Genomic DNA, 19095 nt, shown 5'->3' with positions numbered 1-19095 from the left:
TCCGAAAGCGGAGTTGATTTCGGACGCCGAAGGGGTTTCTCTTCGGCGTCCAATCCCCTTTTCTTTAAATAGTTTAGTCAGCCTCTTTGTCAGGAGAGGTCCAAAATGCGGTCGATGAAGCGAGAGTGGCGAGAACGCTACCAGAAGCGATCGGTACGGTTCGGGAGGGTGATGATCGCCATGAGCGCCATCACGGCAACGGCAGCGGCAGAACCCGCCGTCGTGACGATGGAAAGTGCGATGCACGAGGTCCTGGCCTGGCACCCTTCGGTCGATCAGGCGACGGCGACTATCGAGGCGCGGGCTGAGGATATCGAGGTTGCCCGAGCGGGCTATCTGCCCCGGATCAGCGCGGGCGTCGGCAGCGGTTACGACAACCGGCTGGGCAGCGCGTGGCGCCCCCGTCCGCAGGTCTCCGCCTCGCAGATGATCTATGACTTCGGCAAGGTCGCAGGCGCGGTCGAATCCGCGCGCGCGGGCACCCGGATCGGCCGGGCGGACCTGTTGCTGGCGGTCGACGGGCTGATCCGCGACACCGGGTTCGCGCTGGTCGAGGTACAGCGCAACGCCGCGCTGCGCGGGATCGCGATGGAACAGCTAGGCCGCATCCGCGAGATCAGCGCGCTGGTCGACAGGCGGTTCGGCAAGGGCGCCACGACCCGCTCCGACGCGCTTCAAGCCCAGTCGCGCGTCGCCGCCGCCGAGGCCACGCTGACCCGGATCGAGGCGGAGCAACGGCGCTGGACCACCAGCCTGGCCTTTCTGCTCGGCCGCGAAACATCGCCCGCGGTCGACCCGGCGGTGCCCGACTGGCTGATGGCCAGCTGCACCCGCGCCGCCACGGTCGAATGGGCCGATATCCCCGCGATCATGCGCGCGCGGGCGCAATATGAACAGGCCAGCGCGGAGAGCCGCCGCGTCCATGCCGCCCGCCTGCCCACCATCGCACTGGCGGGCGATGCGGCGACCGATGTCGCCTCCCCCTTTTCCGACCGCAGCCTTTACAATTTCGGGTTGAACGTCAGCAGCGACGTGTTCGGCGGCAATGCCGTGCGCGCCCGCGCGCGCAGCGCCGATTACGGCGTCCGCGCCGCCCAGGCCGCCGAACAGGCCGCTCGCAACGAGGTGGGCCAGGCGCTGGCCGCCACGCAGCAGCAGATCGCCGGACTGTCACAGTTACTCGGCACGCTGGCCGAACGACAGGACAATATGGTCGAAACCGGCAAGCTCTATCGCCTGCAGTATCTCGACATGGGGACCCGCACGCTGGTCGACCTGCTCAACGCCGAACAGGAGTTGCAGCAGGCGCGCTTCGATGCGGTGAATACCACCCACGACCTGCGGCGGCTGGCGATCGAATGCCTTTATTATTCGGGCCGGGCGCGTGACGATTTCGGGCTGACCGGCACCTCGATCCGGGGCGTGACGCTGTGAGCGGCCCGACCCAGCCCCCGACCCAGCCCCAGACCGATCCGCTCGCCTGGATCGACATGGTGGGCCAGGTCGCGCGTCATTACCGCATGCCCTTTGCCGAGCAGCGCGCGCGGCTGACGACCTTGTGGCAGGGCGGCGGCGACGAAGAGGCGCGCGTCCGGGCGCTCGCGCGGGCGAGCGGCCTGTCGGTGCGCTTCGTGGTGCCCGGCGCGATGCGGCTGACCAGCTGGCGACTGCCGGTCATCGCATGGCTGAACGATGGCGAACTGGCGTTGATCACCGGCATCGACGCTGATGGTCAGGCGGTCTTCTCGGTCGCGGGCGAGGAAGGGCAGAGCGCGCAGCGCCCGCTGTCCACCCTGGTCGAACAGACGCGAATGTTCGTCGTCCCCCGCCCCGCCCGTTCGGCGAAGGATGTTCGGGTGGACAACTATATCCGCCCGTTCGAGGAGCATTGGCTCCGCCGCCTGCTGCTTCAGGACATGAAGGGCTATGGCCATGTCGCCATCGCCTCGGTCGTGACCAACTGCCTGGGGCTGGCGGGGGTGCTGTTCTCGATGCAGGTCTATGACCGGGTCGTCCCCGCCCAGTCGATGCCGACGCTCTACATCCTGTTCATCGGCGTCATTCTGGCGACGGGGTTCGACTTCGTGCTGCGGCGGCTGCGCGTCGGGATCACCGACATATTGGGCAAGCGCGCCGACCTGCGTCTGTCGGATGTGGTGTTCGGCCATGCGCTGCGCGTGCGCAACCGGGCGCGGCCGACCTCGACGGGCACCTTCATCGCGCAGCTTCGCGATCTGGATCAGGTGCGCGACATGCTCACCTCCACCACCGTCGCGGCGGTGGCGGACCTGCCCTTCTTCTTCCTGTTCCTGGTCATCCTGGCCTTTATCGGCGGCTCGCTGGCGCTGGTGCCGGTGGTGGCGCTGATCGCGCTCCTGCTGCCCAGCCTGCTCGCCCAGCGCCGCCTGCGCGCCTATGCGACCGAGTCGATGCGCGAGACCTCGCTGCGCAACGCCCTGCTGATCGAGTCGGTGCAGGGGATCGAGGACATCAAGACCCTTCAGGCCGAGGAGCGCTTCCAGCGCCAGTGGAACCATTGCAATGCGGTGGCGGGCGAGGCGCAGCTGCGGCTTCGCGGCCTGACCGCCAGCCTGTCGACCTGGGCGCAGAGCGTGCAGAATGCGGTCTACGCCACCGTCATCTTCGTCGGCGCGCCGATGGTGATCGCAGGCGACATCACGACCGGCGCACTGGTCGCTACCTCGATGCTGGCCAGCCGGATGATGGCACCGATGGGACAGGTGTCGCATCTGCTCGGCCGCTATCAACATGCCAAGGTCGCGGCGAACAGCCTCGACCAGATCATGGGCCTGCCGGTCGACAATCCGGATGCCGAGCATCGCATTCCCCTGCCCTCGGTCGACGGACGCTTTTCCTTGCGCGGCGCGGTGTTCACCTATGCCGACCCCAATGCCCCGCCCGCGCTGACCGTGCCCAGGCTGGAGATCACGGCGGGCGCGAAGATCGCGCTGCTCGGCCGCAACGGCGCAGGCAAGTCGACGCTGTTGCAGGGGCTGTCGGGCATGTTGCAGCCGGTGTCGGGCGAGATATTGCTCGACGACCTGGCGCTGCACCAGATCGACCCCGCCGATGTCCGTCGCGACGTCGCGCTGCTGACCCAGAATAGCCGCTTGTTCCACGGCACGCTGCGCGAGAACCTGACCATGGGCGCGGTGACGGCGAGCAACGAGACGATCCTCGCCGCGCTGGACATGGTGGGGGCGATCGATTTCATCCGGCGCCTGCGCGACGGGCTGGAGCATGTCGTGCTGGAGGGCGGGCTGGGCCTGTCGGGCGGCCAGCAACAGGCGCTGCTGCTCGCCCGATTGCTGATCCGCCAGCCGCAGGTCATGCTGCTCGACGAACCCACCGCCGCGATGGACGAGGCCGCCGAGCGCCTGTTCATCGACCGCTTCCGCGCCTGGGGCCAGGGCCGCACCGTCATCGTCGCGACGCACCGGATGCGCGTGCTGGAACTGGTCGACAGGATCATCGTCATCGATCAGGGCCAGATCCTGCTCGACCAGCCCAAGGCCGCCGCGCTCGCGACGATGCAGGGTGCGGCCCAGAACCAGACCGGCCGGAGTCAGGCGGCATGACCGCGCTCACCCATCCCGCCGACCTGCCCTTCGCCGATGAGGGCGCCGCCCCGCTGCTCGCGGCCAAGCGGATGAACTGGGCGCTCGCCGCCTTGTTCGCCGTCCTGCTCGTCTGGGCCTGGTTCGCCAAGCTGGACGAGGTGGCGACCGGCACCGGCCGCGTCGTGCCGACCAGCCGCGAACAGGTGCTGCAATCGCTGGAGGGCGGCATCCTTGCCAAGATGCTCGTTCGCCAGGACGATATCGTGAAGCCGGGCCAGATCCTCGCCCAGCTCGACCCGACCCAGGCCGGATCGACCGTCGAGGAAAGCGCCGCCAAGTATCGCGCCGCGCTGGCCGCCCAGGCGCGGTTGCAGGCGGAGGTGAACGGCACCCCCCTGACCTTCTCGCGCGAGCTGGACGCCTTTCCCGCGCTCAAGGCCGAGCAACAGCGACTCTATGACGCGCGCCGCCGCAGCCTTGCCAGCTCCATCGGGCTGATCGACGAGTCGCTGGCGCTGATCGGGCGTGAGGTCGGCATCGGCGAGTCGCTGATCGAGGTCGGTGCCGCCAGCAATGTCGAGGTGCTGCGCCTGAAGCGCCAACGCGCCGACCTGGACCTGAAGAAGTCCGACCTGCGCTCGCAATATATCGTCGAGGCGCGGCAGGACCTGGCCAAGGTCAGCGAGGAGGTGGAGGCGCTCGCCCCGGTCGTGCGCGGCCGCTCCGACACGCTGCAACGCCTGACCCTGCGCTCGCCGGTGCGCGGCGTGGTCAAGAATATCGAGGTATCGACCATCGGCGGCGTCGTGCCCCCGAACGGCAAGATCATGGAGATCGTGCCGCTCTACGAACGCCTGCTGGTCGAGGCGCGCATCCAGCCGCGCGACATCGCCTTCATCCGCCCCGGCCAGCGCGCCAGCGTCAAGATCACCGCCTATGACTATGCGATCTATGGCGGGCTGGAGGGCAAGGTCAGCAGCATCTCGCCCGACACGATCCGCGACGAGGTGAACCCGGACGTCTATTATTACCGCGTCTTCGTGCGCACGACCGCGGACTCGCTGGTCAACAAGGCGGGCAAGCGCTTTCCGATCGTGCCCGGCATGATCGCCACCGCCGACATCCACACCGGCAGCAAGACCGTGCTGCAATATCTCCTCAAGCCGCTCAACCGCGCCCGCGAAGGATTGCGCGAACGATGACCGGCCAGCCCCGCTCCTCCCATCCGCCGCCATGCCATGGACATGACCGTCCATTGCCCTCAGCCAAGGATCACCTCATGCCCAAGGATCTTGCCGCTTTCTATCATCCCCCGGCTCATCGTGGAATCCGGCCGCCCGCAATGCGGGAAGTCACCGCCCCCAGCCTGCTCGATCTGGCCCGCCAGACGCAGTTGATGCGCGCCTCGACCGCGCAATTCTTTCCCCGCGACGTGTTCCGCGATTCCGCCTGGGACATGATGCTGGAGCTGTTCATCGCCGATCAGCAGAACCGGTCGATCTGCGTCAAGGAACTGATCCTCGTCTCCGGCGAAAGCGCCACCAGCGCGCTGCGCCGGATCGATCGGCTGGAGGGGGCCGAGCTGCTGCGGCGGCGCACCGACCCGGCGGATCACCGGCGGCTGGCCGTCACCCTGACCGATCGGGGCATCAACGCGATGACGGCGATGTTGCAGCACCTGTATCTGACGATGGGCAACGCGACGAACCGGGGCACGGAAACCCGCCCCGACTGACCGCCCCTATCCGTGCGATGCGGGCAGCCCCTTGCCCGCATCGTCCCCGCGATAGCCGAGCGCCTGCGAGATGCGGGCGGTGGTTTCGACCAGGATCTGCGTCGCCTCCGGGATGGAGCATTGCTGCGATCCGTCGATCGTCTCCAGAAAGGGGATGGTCAGTGCCGCCATGCAGTCGCCGCCGAAACCGAAGACCGGGGCGCTGATATCCGTCACGCCGCGCGTGATCGGGCTTTCGCGCAGGCCATGCCCCTGAATGCGCACCCGCTCCAGCTCCTCGGCCAAGGGCGCGCGGTCGATGACGCGGCCCTGCGCCGCCTCCGCCCGGTCCAGGATTCGGCCCAGTTGCGCCGGCGCGGCAAAGGCGAGCAGCACCTTGCCCGAACAACTGGCCACGATATCGATCGACGCGCCCATGCGCAGCGCGAAGCCCCGCGTGCCGGGATTTTCCTCGCGCGCGATGACCAGCCCCGCCCCGCCCTCGATCACCACCAGATGACAGGACTGGCCGACACGCAGCGCCAGCGACTGCATCTCGGGCAGGGCGGCGGCGGTCAGTTGCCGGGCAGGCGTGGCGCGGTACGCGATGTCGAGGAATTTATACGTGACGCGATAACGATCATCGATCGGCGACTTTTCGAGGTAGCGCGCCTCCTCCATCACCACGACGATGCGGAACAGTTCGCCCAGCGAACGGCCCAGCGCCGTCGCCATCTCGCTGACCAGCATCCCGCCCGGATGGTTGGCCAGCAGTTCGATGATCAGGAACGCCTTGTCCAGCGCGGGTGCGGCATAGCTGCCCTTGCGCGTCCGTCCTTCGCTGGTCCTGACCCCGTCGCCCGTCATATCGTCCCTCACCCATCGACGATTAGGGCGATGGCCCGCCACGGGCAAGCGATGTTGCCCGGAGCCGCCGGTCCGCTCAGGCGATGGTGACGATCGCCTTCAACACCGAATCCGCTTCGTCGATCAGTTCGGGCAGGCGCGTCGGCGCGTCGTCCAGCGTCAGCGTATGCGTGCGGATCGCGTCGGTCGGCACCGCGCCGCTGCGGATGCTGGCGATGACATGGTCGAAATCCACCGACAGCGCATTGCGGCTGGCGATCAGCGTCGTCTCGCGCTTGTGGAATTCGGGATCGGGGAAGACCAGATCGTCCTTGCACACGCCCACCAACGTATAGCTGCCGCCATGCGCCACCCAGTTCAGCCCGGCGCGCATCGCATGGATGTTGCCGGTGGCGTCGAACACATGGTCGAACATCTCGCCCGAGGTCATCTCGGCCAGCGTCGCGCCCAGCGCATCGTCGGCGACCACACCCTCCGCAAAACCCAGATGGTCGCGCGCATAGGCCAGGCGCGGCGCGCGCGTATCGACCAGCACGATCCGACCCGCGCCCGCGATCCGCGCGAACAAGGCCGCCGCCACGCCGATCGGTCCGGCCCCGATCACCGCGACGCTCTCCCCTTTGGCGACGCCGGCCCGACGTACCGCATGGGCACCGATCGCCAGGAACTCGACCATCGCCGCCTGGTCGAGCGACAGGCCGACCGCATCGATCACCGCGCTTTCGGGCACCGCCAACAGCTCGCACATGCCGCCGTCGCCGTGCACGCCGAGAACGCTGATCCGGGCGCAGCAATTGGGCTTGCCCCGGCGGCAGGCGCGGCAGGTGCCACACGCGATATAGGGGTTCACGGTCACCACCTGTCCGACCATGAAGGCCGAACCCTCTGGAACCTCGGCGATCTCCCCGGCCAGCTCGTGCCCGATCAGCCGGGGATATTGGAGGAACGGATGCTTGCCGCCATAGATATGATAGTCGGTGCCGCAGATCCCGGCCCGGCGCATCCGGATCAGGATTTCGCTCTCTCCCCGCACCGGCACGGGCCGATCCTCGACGCGGATGTCATGCGGCTGGACACAAACCAGTGCCTTCATTGCGACCCTCTCCAGATTCCCATATGCGATTTCACTCTCACATATGCCATTGCTGGCGGAGGATGGGAACGCTAAAACACCCTCCGGCGGATGGGACGCACAGAATGGGTCCTGCCGCCCTGGAGAGAGGAGGCCCGACTTGGCCCGACGCCTGTGTTTCGCCCTGGATCTGGTCGCCGACGCCGATCTGATCGCCGAATATGAAAAGGCCCATGCCCCCGGCGCGGCCTGGCCCGAAGTGACCCAGGCGATCCGGGCCAAAGGCTTCGTGTCGATGGAAATCTGGCGCACCGGCGACCGGCTGTTCATGATCGCGGAGGTGGCCGACGACTTTCCGCGTGCCATTCCGGCCGCGCTGGCGGCGGTCGACTCCCGGTGGGAAGCGGCGATGGACCGTTTCCAGAAGGTCCTGCCCCATGCCGCGCCGGGCGAGAAATGGGTGGGCATGGACCGCATCTTCTCGCTGGACGCGCAATGAGCGAAGCGGCGGTCATCCTGCAATTCGGCACCAGCCGCTTCCTGCAAGCCCATGTCGACCTGTTCGCCGAGGAAGCGCGCGCGGCCGGGCAGGCGGTGCCGCCGATCGTCATCGTCCAGACCACCCGCGATCCCGAACGGGCACGGCGGCTGGCCGGTTTCGCCGACCCGGCGGGCTTTCCCGTCATCCTTCGCGGCCTGCGCGACGGCGCACGCCATGAGCGGACCATCCAGGTGCGCAGCGTGCGCGAGGGACTGAGCGCGGCGGGCGACTGGGACCGGCTGGTCGCACTGGCGGTCGGGGCGGCGACGCATATCGTCTCCAACACCGGCGACAGCGGCTATGCCATCCCCGACGAGGACCGGACCGCGCCCGCCCATGGTCAGGTACCAAGAAGCTTTTGCGGAATGCTGACCGAATTGCTGCACCGGCGCTGGCAGGCCGGGCGGGCGGGCGTCACGCTGCTGCCCTGCGAACTGGTGGTGCGCAACGGCGACGTGCTGCGGGCCGCGATCCGGGGGCTTGCGCGCGATCAGGGGCGCGAGGCGGCGTTCCTCGACTGGCTGGAGCGCGAGTGCGTCTGGGCCAACACCCTGGTCGACCGCATCGTCAGCGAGCCGCTCCATCCGGCCGGTGCCGTCGCCGAGCCCTATGCCCTATGGGCGATCGAGCGCCAGACACGGTTGGCCCTGCCCTTCACCCATCCCGACATCGTGCTGACCGACGATCTGGACCGGTATGAGCGGCTGAAGCTGCACATCCTCAATCTCGGCCATAGCTGGCTGGCGGCGCAATGGTATGACGGCGGCGGCGCGGCGGACCTGACGGTCCGCCAGGCGCTGACCGATGCGGACACGCGGGCGGCGCTGGAGCGGGTGATGGCGCAGGAAGTGCTGCCGGGCTTTGCCGCGCACGGCATGGCGGAGGAAGCGCGGGCCTATATCGCCACGACGCTGGAACGCTTCGCCAATCCGTTTCTCGACCACCGGCTGTCGGACATCTTCCAGGGCCACGCGGCGAAGATCGACAAGCGAGTCGGTGGGTTCGTCCGCTGGGTCAATGGTTCGGGCAACAGGGTCGCGATGCCGGAGCTGCGCACGTTGGCGACGCACCGCGCCTGACCTGCCCACTCCGTTCAGCCTGCGCGAAGTCGAAGGCTACAATGGGATGACGTTGCCTTGAATCAATGCGAGCCCCTCCCCTTCAGGGGAGGGGTTGGGGTGGGGCCTGTCCACCAGCGTCGCATTTGCGGCGATGCCCCACCCCCGGCCCCTCCCCTGAAGGGGAGGGGTGATACAGTCCTCCTCACGCCGCGTTGGGCAGACAGCCCGGCCCCTTCGCCCCCGCCGCCTTGTAGGTCAGCACGAACTCCTGATGTCCCAGCGCTTCGGACTTGGTCTGCGCGCCGCCCGACACTGCGACGATCAGGTCGACGATCTCCGCCCCCACCTCGTCGAGCGTCGCGTCGCCATAGAGGATGCGCCCGGCATTCACGTCCATATCGCCTTCCATCCGGGCGTACATTTCCGGATTGGCCGCGACCTTGATCACCGGGGAGATGGCCGATCCGACCACCGAGCCGCGCCCGGTCACGAACAGGTTGATATGCGCGCCGCACGCGATCAGTTCGCCGATCTCGGCATTGTCGACGATGTTGGGGAAGCCGAACTTCGGGTCGCCCGCGGGCACCACGTCGAGCAGGTACAACCCCGGCCCCGGCGCCTGTTCGGCAGGCAGGATGACGCCGGTGATCGGACGGCTGCCCGACTTGGCATAGGCGCCCGCCGACTTTTCCTCCTGGCTCGAAAGGCCGCCCTCGGCATTGCCCGGCGCGAAGCTGCCATAGCCCATGGCGCGGTAATAACGCTCGGCCTGCGCGACCGAGGCTATCAGGTCCTGCGCGACCTCCGGCGTCGCGGCGCGCTCGGCCATATGGCCCTCGCACCCGATCATCTCGCCGGTTTCCTCGAAGATGCAGATCGCACCCGCGTCATACAGCGTGTCGAAGGCGCGGCCGACCGCCGGGTTGCCGGTGATGCCGCTGGTCCCGTCCGACCCGCCGCAGATGGTGCCGATCACCAGTTCCGACATGGTCATCGGCACGCGCACTCCTTGCGCATCCGCCGCTGCGCGAACGCGCTCGACGGCGGCGATCCCCGCCTCCATCGCGCCGCGCGTTCCGCCCGACTGCTGGATGACGATCGTCTCGACCGGGCGCCCCTGTTCGCGTGCGTTGGCGGCCAGCGCCTCGCGGTTGAAGCTTTCGCAGCCCAGCGACAACAGGACGACGCCGCCGACATTGGGGTGCGTGGTCAGCGCCTTCATCATCGCCAGCGCATAGTCATTGGGATAGCAGCCGGGAAAGCCGATCAGCTGCACGCGCGGATCGTCCATCCGGTCGACGATCCGCCGCGCGACATGGTGCGCGCATTCGACGAGATAGACGACAACGATGGCATCGCGAATGCCCTTGCGCCCGTCGGGGCGCGCCCAGGCCTGCCAGCTCCGTTCGGTCAGGCCCGTGTCCATGCCCAAGGTCATGCATGATCTCCATGCGTGTCGCGCAGATGCGCGGGGATATAGTCGCTTTGCATATTGTGCATATGGACCCAGCCTCCGGCGGGCGCGTCATGCGTCATCGATCCGATCGGCATGCCATATTTGATGACCTTGTCGCCGGTCGCCAGCGGCACGACCGCCAGCTTGTGGCCCAGCGCGACGCGTTCGGTCACGGTCAGCGCATGGCCGTCGACCAGGATCTGCTCGCCCGGCTCGACCGTGCGGCAGCAGACGGCGACATTGTCGGTCGGCGTCAGCCGGATGGCGACGACGCTCATGCGCGCTCTCCCGGCAGGGGCGCGTCGGAGCGGACCAGCCCTTCGGCACGCAAGTCCGTCCAGAAGGCGGACGGGATGGGTTCGGCGTAGAGGCGCATCGTGTCGGATACCTGTTGCGGATCGGCGATACCGGGAATGACGCTGGCCACCAGCGGATGGGCCAGCACGAAGGCAAGCGCCGCGGCGGGCAGCGAAACCCGATGGCGCGCGGCGACCGCCTCCAGCGCGCGGACCCTGGCGAGGACGGGTTCGGGCGCCGGCGCGTAATTATAGCGCCCGGCGGCCGCGCTGCCGGTGGCGAGAATGCCGCTATTATAGGGGCCGCCGACCACGATCGACGTACTGGCCGCCTCGCACGCCGGGAACAGCGCATCGAGTGCGCCCTGTTCCAGCAGCGTGTAACGCCCGGCGAGCAGCATCACGTCGAACCGCGTCGCCTCCATCAGGTCGAGGCAGACCTCGACCTCGTTCACGCCCAGCCCGAAGCCGGAGATCGCGCCCTGATCACGCAAGCTCTCCAGCGCACGGAATCCGCCGCCCGCGATCAGCTGCTCACGATACCGCGCATCCGCCTCGCCATGCGTGACCCGGCCGATATCATGGACGAACAGCATATCGACCCGCGCTAGGCCCAGCCGTTGCAGGCTGTGCTCAAGGCTGCGCAGGATGCCGTCATAGCTATAGTCGTAGCGGGCACGGAACGGCATGGCGGTGTGAAAGCCGTCGCGCTCGCGGTCGTCGGCGATGCTGGCATCCGGCTCCATCAGCCGCCCGACCTTGGTCGAGACGATCACGTCGCCCCGCCCGCGCAAGCTATCGCCCAGCCGCCGCTCGCTCAGCCCCCGGCCATAATGCGGGGCGGTGTCGAAATACCGAAAACCGGCCGATAGCGCGGCGTCCAGCGTCGCGGCGGCGCTGGCATCGTCGATCGCGGCATAGAGATTGCCCATCGCCGCCGCGCCAAAACCCAGTTCGGGCAAGGCGCAGTCGGTATGGCCCATCTTGCGACGGGGAATGTCGGTCATAGGTTCAGGCCCAGTCGATAGATCCGGTCGGCATTGCGCCCCCACAGGTCGCGCCGCTCGTCATCGGAAAAGCCGCTCAGCAACGCCTCGTAAGCGCCGAGCGTATGGTCGAGACCGGCGGCAAGCCGGTCGGTCGGAAAGTTGGTCGCGACCATCACCCGGTCGGTGCCGAAACGGTCGATCACCTCGGCAACGATATTGGCGAAACCGGCGGGATCGAAGCGCGGTCCTATGAACCCCGCCCCCGACAGCTTGATCGCGGCATGCGGCATGGCGGCAAACGCGATCAATCCGGCGCGCCATTCCTCCAGCCCGTCTGCCGGGATGGGCAGCGCGAGGTGGTTGAGGATGACCGGCACCTCGGGATGCTGGCCTGCGACCTCGGCCAGTCCCGACAGTTGCGCGGGAAAGCCGTGAAAATCATAGCTCAGCCCATAACGACCGAGCAGCGCATAGCCCGCCCGCCAGCGTGGATCGCGGGTCAGGTCACGCTCATAGGCGCGGCGCGCGGGGTCGGTCGGATGCCAGTTGATGAGGTGGCGAATGCCCTTCACCCGTGGCTGCGCCGCCTGCCATGCCAGTTGCGCCTCGACCGCCGGATGGTCGAGTTCGACCCGCGCGACGATCGCGCTGGGCAGGCCATCTTTATCCGCGACGTTGTTCAGCCAGACCGTTTCGTCCGCACCCTGATCGGGATGCGCGCCCGCATCGACATGCACCGCGCCCGCCGGATTCCACGCCGCCAGCTCTGCCCGGTAATCGGCGATGCGATAGCTCGCGGCGATCGGTGCGGTGTCAGGAGCATCCAGCCATGGGTAGCGCAGCACGCCATGATCCCACAGATGGAAATGCGCGTCGATGAAAGGCGGGCGCGTGTGCGTCACGCCATCGTCCATCCGCCGTCGATGGCGTGCATCTGGCCGGTGGTATAGGCGCTCTCGTCCGAGGCGAGATAGAGCGCGAGCGCAGCGACCTCCTCGGCGCGGCCCAGCCGCCCCATGGGCTGGCGTGCGACAAAGGCGGCGCGGGCCGCCTCCGCATCGCCGGTCGCGGCCAGACGTTCGTCGAGGCTGGGCGACTGGACGGTGCCGGGGCAGATCGCGTTGCAGCGAATGCCCTTGCCGACATAGTCGAGTGCGACCGACCGGGTGATCCCCGCCACCGCCCCCTTGGAGGCGCAATAGGCATAGCGATTGGGCACGCCGATCAGCGCCCCCGCGACGGAGGCCATGTTGACGATCGAGCCGCCGCCTTGCGCGATCATCGCGGGAACGAACGCCTGGAGCATATGGGTGATCGCGTGGACATTCAGATCGAAGGACAGGCGATATCCCCCGTCCTGCGTCGCCAGCAGGTCGCCCGCATCGACATAGCCCGCGCAGTTGAACAGCACATCGACCGCACCCGTCCGCTCCCCGAACGCCGCGATCGCCGCCGGGTCGGTCAGGTCCAGTATCTCGGTCGTGCAGCCCCCAAGGCTGGCCAGCGCGTCGGCATTACGATCGACCGCGATCACCTGCGCGCCCTCGGCGGCGAACAGCTCGGCGGCGGCGCGGCCGATGCCCTGTCCGGCGCCCGTCACGATCGCCCGCTTACCCTGCAGACGGTTCATTCCTTCATCTCCTTCCGGCGGCCCAGCATCAGGGCAAAGAGCGTCACGACCACAAAGCTGACGGTCGGGACCAGCATGGCGCTGGTAATACCGGCATGGTCGGACACCAAGCCCATCAGCGCGGTCAGTCCCGCGCCGCCGATGATCGCCATCACGATCAGCGACGCCCCCGCCCGGCGCAGCGGCCCCAGCCCCTCGATCCCGAGCGCGAAGATCGTCGGGAACTGGATCGACATGAAGAAGCTCGCCGCCACCAGCGCGATCAGCCCCGGCCAGCCGCCCAGCACGGCCGCCACGGCGGTCAGCAGCACCGACAGCCCCGCGAACAGCGCCAGCAGCTTCACCGGCGCGGCGCGACCCATGAGCGCACTGCCCAGGAAACGCCCGGCGGCGAACAGCACCAGCGAGACGAACAGCGCATCCGCGCCGCCCCGCTCGTTCAGGCCGACATTGGCCTGCGCATAGCGGATGGTATAGCTCCACACGCCGACCTGCGCACCGACATAGAAGAACTGCGCGACGACCGCGCCCATCAGGCGCGGCTGGCGGAACACGTCGACGAAGCGGCCGCTGCGCCCTTCCTCCGCATGCCCCGGCGTACCGCTGGGGAAGCGCACCAGGGCGGCCGCCACGGCGAACAGCAGGACGACGATCGCGATCGCGACATAGGGCGGCGCGATCGCCTGCACCTCGGCCTTGTAGAAGGCGGTGCGCGCGGCGGCGTCCATCGTGGCCAGCGCCCGCTCGTCATGTTCGATACCCGACAGGATGAAGAAGCGGCCGATCAGGATGCCGGTGATCGCGCCCAGCGGGTTGGCCGCCTGCGCCCAGTTGAGCCGCCGGGTCGCCCCCGCCGGATCGCCCAGCTCGCCCATCAGCGGATTGGCCGAGGTTTCGAGGAAGGCCAGACCCGCCGCGATGACGAACAGGCCGAGCAGGAACAGCTGGTACAGGCTCGCCGCCGCCGCCGGATAGAAGAGCAGCGCGCCGGTGCCATAGAGCGTCAGCCCCAGCACGATCGCCGCCTTATAGCCATAACGGCGCATCACCATCGAGGCGGGCACCGCGAGCAGGAAATAGCCGAGATAGAAGACCTGCTGGACGAAGCTGGTCCCGAAATCGCTGAGCGTGAAGGCCTTGCGGAATTGCGCGATCAGGATGTCGTTGAGATTGTTCGCCATCCCCCACAGGAAGAACAGGCTGACCGTGATGATGAGCGCGGGGAGGTAGCCGCGCGCGACCGTATCGCCATGGCCTGCGGCGTCACCGCCCCGCCCCGTCATGGCCATGGGGGGTAGATCGACAGGCAGCGCCATCAGCCATGTCCTCGCTTATGCCGTCCCGCGCCGACTGCCGCCATCACGACTCCTTCTCCATGAAAGTCTTATTTTATGAGCGCAAATGTACGGCGAGCGAAGCGCCGAAGGCAAGCGCTATCGGACGGCGCGAACCGTCCGTGCGACAATCGATGGAGGGCCGGGAAAAATGGCGGTCAGGCGTGGCCGCGCACCGACTCGCCCAGCATGGTGAAGAAGCCGCGCGCCACGCCGCAGGTCGCGATGTCCCATTCGGGATGCCACTGCACCGCCAGCACGTCCGCGCCGCAGCCGGGTGCGCGGAACGCCTCGATCAGTCCGTCCTCGGCATCGCGCGCCTCGACCACCAGGCCATAACCCAGCCGGTCGACGCCCTGCTGATGCACCGAGTTGACCTCGACCCGGCGATGCCCGCTGCGTCCGGCCAGCGCGCCGCCGGGCATCAGGTCGACCGGGTGATGATGGCCGAACAACGTGTCGTAATCGCCTTCCCACGATCCGCGATGATGGCGCGGCAGGCCGCCCAGGCAGGTCAGCGAGCCGCCGAACAGCACGTTGATCTCCTGCATTCCCCGGCAGATGCCGAACACCGTCTTGCCGCGCTCGATCATCCGCCCGGCCAGCGCCAGCGCGACCGAGTCGCGCTGCGGGTCGCAGGCTTGCGGCGCCAGTTCGGCGCAGTCGCCATATTGGGCGGGCGCGACATGCGAGCGGCCGCCGGTCAGCAGCAGCCCGTCGAGCATGTCCGCCATCAATGCGGTGTCGACCGCTTCGGGAACGGCGGGGACGATCAGGACGCTCGCGCCGCACAGCTGGACCAGCGGTTCGATGAAGCGCGTCGCGACCGCCTGGATCGGGCGGTTCGCAACCTCGTTGCCGCACATCAGGCCGATGACCGGTTTGCGTCCCTGCTTCATGCCGTCCCCTCCAATTCCTGCCGCAGCGCCCGCGCGTCCGCGCGCGGCAGGGCCAGCGCCTCGGGCTGGACGAGCACGCTGTCCGGCTCGACATCGGTCAACAGCCAGACATTGCCCCCGATCACCGAGCGCGCCCCGATCGTCACCCGCCCCAATATCGTCGCGCCCGCATAGATGATGACATCGTCCTCGACGATGGGATGGCGCGAGAACCGGTCCCGCGGCGAACGCGGCGCGGTGCCCAGCGCCGAGCGCGCGCCCAGCGTCACATGCTGGTACACGCGCACCCGCTCGCCGATGATCGCGGTCTCGCCGACGACGACGCCGGTGCCGTGGTCGATGAAGAAATGCCGCCCGATGGTCGCGCCCGGATGGATGTCGATGCCGGTCCGCTCATTGGCGAGTTCGGAGATCATCCGTGCCACGATCGGCGCGCCCAGTTCGTTCAGCTCATGCGCGATACGGTGGTGCAGGCTGGCGATGGCGCCGGGATAGCAGAGCAGGATCTCGTCGACGCTGCGCGCGGCGGGATCGGCCAGGAACGCGGCCTCGACATCGCTGTCGATCAGTTCGCGCACCTGCGGCAGCGTCGCGCCGAACAGCCGCGACACCAGCGCCGCCTGTTCGGGCGGAAAGGCCGCGTCGACATCCTTCTGCCAATAGGCCAGCTCGGCGCCGATCTCGCGTTCCAGCGCGGTCAGCGCGGCGAGCAGCTTGGCCGCGACGAAGCGATCCTCCTCCTGCGCCGCCCCCCGAAAATGACCCAGGCGGCGCGGATATAGCGCGGCGGCGACCAGCGCGACGACATCCTCGACCCCGCTGCGCGACGGAAAACGCTCGACATCGCGGCCCGCATCCTGCCGCACCCGCCAGCCATGCCGGGCGGTGCGCAAGCCCGATACGATGCCGTCAATGCCCGTCGGGGCATGACCCTGCACGGGGGTGTCCGTCATCAGCCGTCCGGTCGTCATATGCGATCCTCCGACTTCCATCATATCCTATTTGCGAAGTGGGATATAACAGATTTGCTACGGTCCCATAAAGCACCAGCTTTGCTTAACGTCAGGTTGCGTGTGGCGCATGGCCGGTCCATGGTCCGCCCGCCACCATGGCTTGGCCCGGCGGGAGGGAGCCCGCGGGGCCGATCATTTCCCGGCCCATCCCCCGGCCCTTCTGGGAGCATTCGCGACGATGACGACACCGCGCCAGACGACGCTGACCCGTTTCCTGATCGAGGAGCAGCGCCGCTCCGAAGAAACCTGCCCCGCCGAGCTGCGCCTGCTGATCGAAACCGTCGCCCGCGCGTGCAAGGCGGTGAACCAGGCGATTTCCAAGGGCGCGCTGGGCGATGTGCTCGGCAGCCTGGGCAGCGAAAACGTGCAGGGCGAGGTCCAGAAGAAGCTGGACGTGATCGCCAACGACCTGCTGCTCGATGCGAACGAATGGGGCGGGCATCTGGCCGCGATGGCGTCGGAGGAGATGGAGACGATCCACCGAATCCCCAATCGCTTCCCGCGCGGCGAATATCTGCTGTTGTTCGATCCCATCGACGGGTCGAGCAATGTCGATGTCGACCTGTCGGTCGGCACCATCTTCTCGGTCCTGCGCGCGCCCGAGGATTGCGCGGGCCGCGAAGTGACCGAGGCGGACTTCCTCCAGCCCGGCCGCGCGCAGGTGGCGGCGGGCTATGCCATTTACGGGCCGCAGACGTTGCTGGTCCTCACGGTCGGCACCGGCGTCTACGAATTCACGCTGGACCGCGAGATCGGGTCGTGGCGGCTGACCGACGGACCGATGCGCATCCCCACCGGCACCAAGGAATTCGCGATCAACATGGCGCGCCGCCGCCAATGGTCGCCCGGCATCGCCCGCTATATCGAGGAGCGTATCCTGGGCACCGAAGGGCCGCTGGGCGAGGATTACAATATGCGCTGGACCGCCTCGATGGTGGCGGACGTGCACCGTATCCTCAAACGCGGCGGGGTGTTCCTCTATCCGGGCGACCACCGCAAGGACGGCAAGGCCAAGCTGCGCCTGCTCTATGAGGCGAACCCGATGAGCTTCCTGATCGAACAGGCGGGCGGCGCGTCGATCGACGGCGCGATCCCGATCATGGATGTCGAGGCGGTCGGCCTGCACCAGCGCGTCGGCGTGGTACTGGGCGATCCCGAAGAGGTGGCGCTGGTCGCGGAGTATGGACGGACGGGGTAAGGTTTCGCCTGTCCCTTCTGCATTGTTGTTCCCCGGCGAAGGCCGGGGTCCAGTTGCGGTGAACGATCGGGGGCCGGATGGCTTGGCCTCCCCCGCCGTTTTGGTCCGCCCTACGAACTTGATGGCGCCTGGGCCCCGGCCTTCGCCGGGGAACGGGGGTTTGTGAAACGCCCATCCCCCCTGCCCCGTTCAGCCTGAGCGAAGTCGAAGGCCAAGGATTTCGGATAGCGCCAAGGCGTGCACTTCGCCTTCGCTCAGTGCGAACGGTTCAGGGATTTATCCCCGCCCCACCGACTCCCGCACCACCAGTTCGAAATCCACCACCTGGTCCTCCACCACCCGCGAGCGCAGCGCCGCCAGCACCTGTTCGACCGCGCGGAAGGCCATGTCGCCGACCGGCTGGCGGATCACGGTCAACGGCGGCCAGAGCCGCGCCGCGATCGCGGTATCGTCGAACCCGGTGACCGCCAGTTCGTCCGGCAGGCGCAGGCCCCGGCGCGACGCCTCGCCGATCAGCCCCGCCGCCATGTCGTCGCTGCTGCACAGGATCGCGCTCGGTCGGTCGGGCCGGTCGAGCAGCCCCCGGCCCGCCGCCGCGCCCGCCGCCGGATCGAACCCGGCGCGCACGACCAGCGACGGGTCGTAATCCAGTCCGCTCGCCGCCAGCCCGTCGCGAAACCCCGCCAGCCGCTCGTCGGCGACGGAGAAATGCTGCGGCCCCGCCAGAAAGCCGATGCGGCGATGCCCGGCCTGCACGACATGCGCGGTCATCGCCGCCATCGCCGCACGATTGTCGATCCGGACGGTCGCCATGTCGGGCATGGTCTGCCCCGTCGCGATCGCCGCCGCCGCGACGCCCAGTTCCTCGAACAGTCCCGACCCGCTCAGCAACTCCGCAAAGGGGGGCAGGAGCAGCACCGCCGCCGCGCCGCTCTGCACCAGCGTGCGCAGCGCCGCCTCGGCCGCTTCACGGGTCAGTCCTTCCTCACCTTGCGCGATGAATTGCAGGCCGCGCGCATTGCTCGCCCGCAGCGCGCCCAGCAGCACCGAGTCGATGAAGGGCGTACCCTTGTCGCTGTACAAAAGCCCCAGCGTCGTCGCCCGCGCCTTGGCCAGTCGCCGCGCCGCGACATTGGGGACATAACCCAGCGCCTCGATCGCCGCGAGCACCGCCGCGCGCGTCGTCGGGCTCACCCGGCCAGCGCCGTTGATGACGTTGGACACGGTCATCGCCGACACCCCCGCCCGCTCGCCGACCGCGCGGATGGTGACGCCTTCGGGGCGTTTGGCCGGAAGGATATGATTGGAAGACGATGTCACAGAAACTCACCCCTCCCCTTCAGGGGAGGGGCCGGGGGTGGGGCGGCTCCGCAAGCATGTGGCCTGTGGCGAGGCCCCACCCCACCCCCTCCCCTGAAGGGGAGGGGCTTTCGTCCGATAAATC

General features: G+C 68.1%; 18 protein-coding genes. 7 read left to right on the top strand and 11 right to left on the bottom strand.

Annotated elements, in window-relative coordinates; translation table 11 throughout:
- The first annotated feature begins 180 nt into the window (after positions 1 to 180).
- The 4 genes from ACQR50_RS04020 to ACQR50_RS04005 all read left to right on the top strand — a co-directional run bounded on the left by ACQR50_RS04020 (position 181) and on the right by ACQR50_RS04005 (position 5316).
- Entirely contained in the window at positions 181 to 1434 is a 1254-nt protein-coding gene (locus tag ACQR50_RS04020; RefSeq protein ID WP_428969873.1) for a TolC family protein, read from the top strand.
- On the top strand, positions 1431 to 3599 hold the full coding sequence (locus tag ACQR50_RS04015; protein WP_428969872.1) for a type I secretion system permease/ATPase: 2169 nt from the start codon (positions 1431 to 1433) through the stop codon (positions 3597 to 3599). Before ACQR50_RS04020 ends, ACQR50_RS04015 begins: the two co-directional genes overlap by 4 nt.
- Positions 3596 to 4783: an HlyD family efflux transporter periplasmic adaptor subunit gene (locus ACQR50_RS04010; RefSeq protein ID WP_428969871.1), complete on the top strand. Its 1188-nt coding sequence runs from the start codon at positions 3596 to 3598 to the stop codon at positions 4781 to 4783. The genes ACQR50_RS04015 and ACQR50_RS04010 overlap by 4 nt, the downstream gene beginning before the upstream one ends.
- A 140-nt stretch (positions 4784 to 4923) precedes the next feature.
- Complete coding sequence (locus ACQR50_RS04005; RefSeq protein ID WP_428969870.1) at positions 4924 to 5316, top strand: MarR family transcriptional regulator; 393 nt, start codon at positions 4924 to 4926, stop codon at positions 5314 to 5316.
- Between the two features lie 6 nt (positions 5317 to 5322).
- Here the strand turns inward: ACQR50_RS04005 and ACQR50_RS04000 are convergent, their stop codons facing one another.
- Together ACQR50_RS04000 and ACQR50_RS03995 are read right to left on the bottom strand one after the other, a co-directional pair.
- On the bottom strand, positions 5323 to 6174 hold the full coding sequence (locus ACQR50_RS04000) for an IclR family transcriptional regulator (RefSeq protein WP_428969869.1): 852 nt from the start codon (positions 6172 to 6174) through the stop codon (positions 5323 to 5325).
- 64 nt (positions 6175 to 6238) lie between these two features.
- Positions 6239 to 7255, bottom strand: coding sequence for a zinc-binding alcohol dehydrogenase family protein (locus tag ACQR50_RS03995; RefSeq protein ID WP_428969868.1), 1017 nt, complete (start codon positions 7253 to 7255; stop codon positions 6239 to 6241).
- Positions 7256 to 7394: 139 nt separating this feature from the next.
- Here ACQR50_RS03995 and ACQR50_RS03990 point away from each other — a divergent pair, with 139 nt between their 5' ends.
- Together ACQR50_RS03990 and ACQR50_RS03985 are read left to right on the top strand one after the other, a co-directional pair.
- Entirely contained in the window at positions 7395 to 7733 is a 339-nt protein-coding gene (locus ACQR50_RS03990; protein WP_428969867.1) for an L-rhamnose mutarotase, read from the top strand.
- Positions 7730 to 8854 (top strand): mannitol dehydrogenase family protein, encoded by a 1125-nt coding sequence (locus tag ACQR50_RS03985; RefSeq protein WP_428969866.1) that lies wholly within the window; start codon positions 7730 to 7732, stop codon positions 8852 to 8854. The genes ACQR50_RS03990 and ACQR50_RS03985 overlap by 4 nt, the downstream gene beginning before the upstream one ends.
- A gap of 184 nt (positions 8855 to 9038) precedes the next feature.
- Here ACQR50_RS03985 and ACQR50_RS03980 read toward each other — a convergent pair whose 3' ends face one another.
- The 8 genes from ACQR50_RS03980 to epsC all read right to left on the bottom strand — a co-directional run bounded on the left by ACQR50_RS03980 (position 9039) and on the right by epsC (position 16393).
- Positions 9039 to 10274, bottom strand: coding sequence for a UxaA family hydrolase (locus tag ACQR50_RS03980; RefSeq protein ID WP_428969865.1), 1236 nt, complete (start codon positions 10272 to 10274; stop codon positions 9039 to 9041).
- Positions 10271 to 10570, bottom strand: a complete 300-nt coding sequence (locus ACQR50_RS03975; protein ID WP_428969864.1) for a UxaA family hydrolase — start codon at positions 10568 to 10570, stop codon at positions 10271 to 10273. The genes ACQR50_RS03980 and ACQR50_RS03975 overlap by 4 nt, the downstream gene beginning before the upstream one ends.
- Positions 10567 to 11595, bottom strand: a complete 1029-nt coding sequence (locus tag ACQR50_RS03970; protein ID WP_428969863.1) for an aldo/keto reductase — start codon at positions 11593 to 11595, stop codon at positions 10567 to 10569. The genes ACQR50_RS03975 and ACQR50_RS03970 overlap by 4 nt, the downstream gene beginning before the upstream one ends.
- Positions 11592 to 12479: an amidohydrolase family protein gene (locus ACQR50_RS03965; RefSeq protein WP_428969862.1), complete on the bottom strand. Its 888-nt coding sequence runs from the start codon at positions 12477 to 12479 to the stop codon at positions 11592 to 11594. The genes ACQR50_RS03970 and ACQR50_RS03965 overlap by 4 nt, the downstream gene beginning before the upstream one ends.
- Complete coding sequence (locus ACQR50_RS03960) at positions 12476 to 13207, bottom strand: SDR family oxidoreductase (protein WP_184105138.1); 732 nt, start codon at positions 13205 to 13207, stop codon at positions 12476 to 12478. The genes ACQR50_RS03965 and ACQR50_RS03960 overlap by 4 nt, the downstream gene beginning before the upstream one ends.
- Entirely contained in the window at positions 13204 to 14523 is a 1320-nt protein-coding gene (gene fucP / locus ACQR50_RS03955) for an L-fucose:H+ symporter permease (protein ID WP_428969861.1), read from the bottom strand. Before fucP ends, ACQR50_RS03960 begins: the two co-directional genes overlap by 4 nt.
- Positions 14524 to 14699: 176 nt before the next feature.
- Positions 14700 to 15440: a gamma-glutamyl-gamma-aminobutyrate hydrolase family protein gene (locus ACQR50_RS03950; RefSeq protein ID WP_172839626.1), complete on the bottom strand. Its 741-nt coding sequence runs from the start codon at positions 15438 to 15440 to the stop codon at positions 14700 to 14702.
- A complete protein-coding gene (gene epsC / locus ACQR50_RS03945; RefSeq protein ID WP_156360958.1) occupies positions 15437 to 16393 on the bottom strand; it encodes a serine O-acetyltransferase EpsC in 957 nt (318 codons plus the stop codon). The genes ACQR50_RS03950 and epsC overlap by 4 nt, the downstream gene beginning before the upstream one ends.
- Before the next feature lie 238 nt (positions 16394 to 16631).
- Here epsC and ACQR50_RS03940 point away from each other — a divergent pair, with 238 nt between their 5' ends.
- Entirely contained in the window at positions 16632 to 17651 is a 1020-nt protein-coding gene (locus tag ACQR50_RS03940; protein ID WP_184105136.1) for a class 1 fructose-bisphosphatase, read from the top strand.
- Positions 17652 to 17927: 276 nt separating this feature from the next.
- Here the strand turns inward: ACQR50_RS03940 and ACQR50_RS03935 are convergent, their stop codons facing one another.
- A complete protein-coding gene (locus tag ACQR50_RS03935; RefSeq protein WP_428969860.1) occupies positions 17928 to 18971 on the bottom strand; it encodes a LacI family DNA-binding transcriptional regulator in 1044 nt (347 codons plus the stop codon).
- Positions 18972 to 19095: the final 124 nt, after the last annotated feature.

Origin of the sequence: Sphingomonas sp. Xoc002, assembly GCF_050408055.1 — a bacterium.
Lineage (GTDB): Bacteria > Pseudomonadota > Alphaproteobacteria > Sphingomonadales > Sphingomonadaceae > Sphingomonas > Sphingomonas yabuuchiae.
This window is presented reverse-complemented; position numbering and strand designations above follow the sequence as displayed.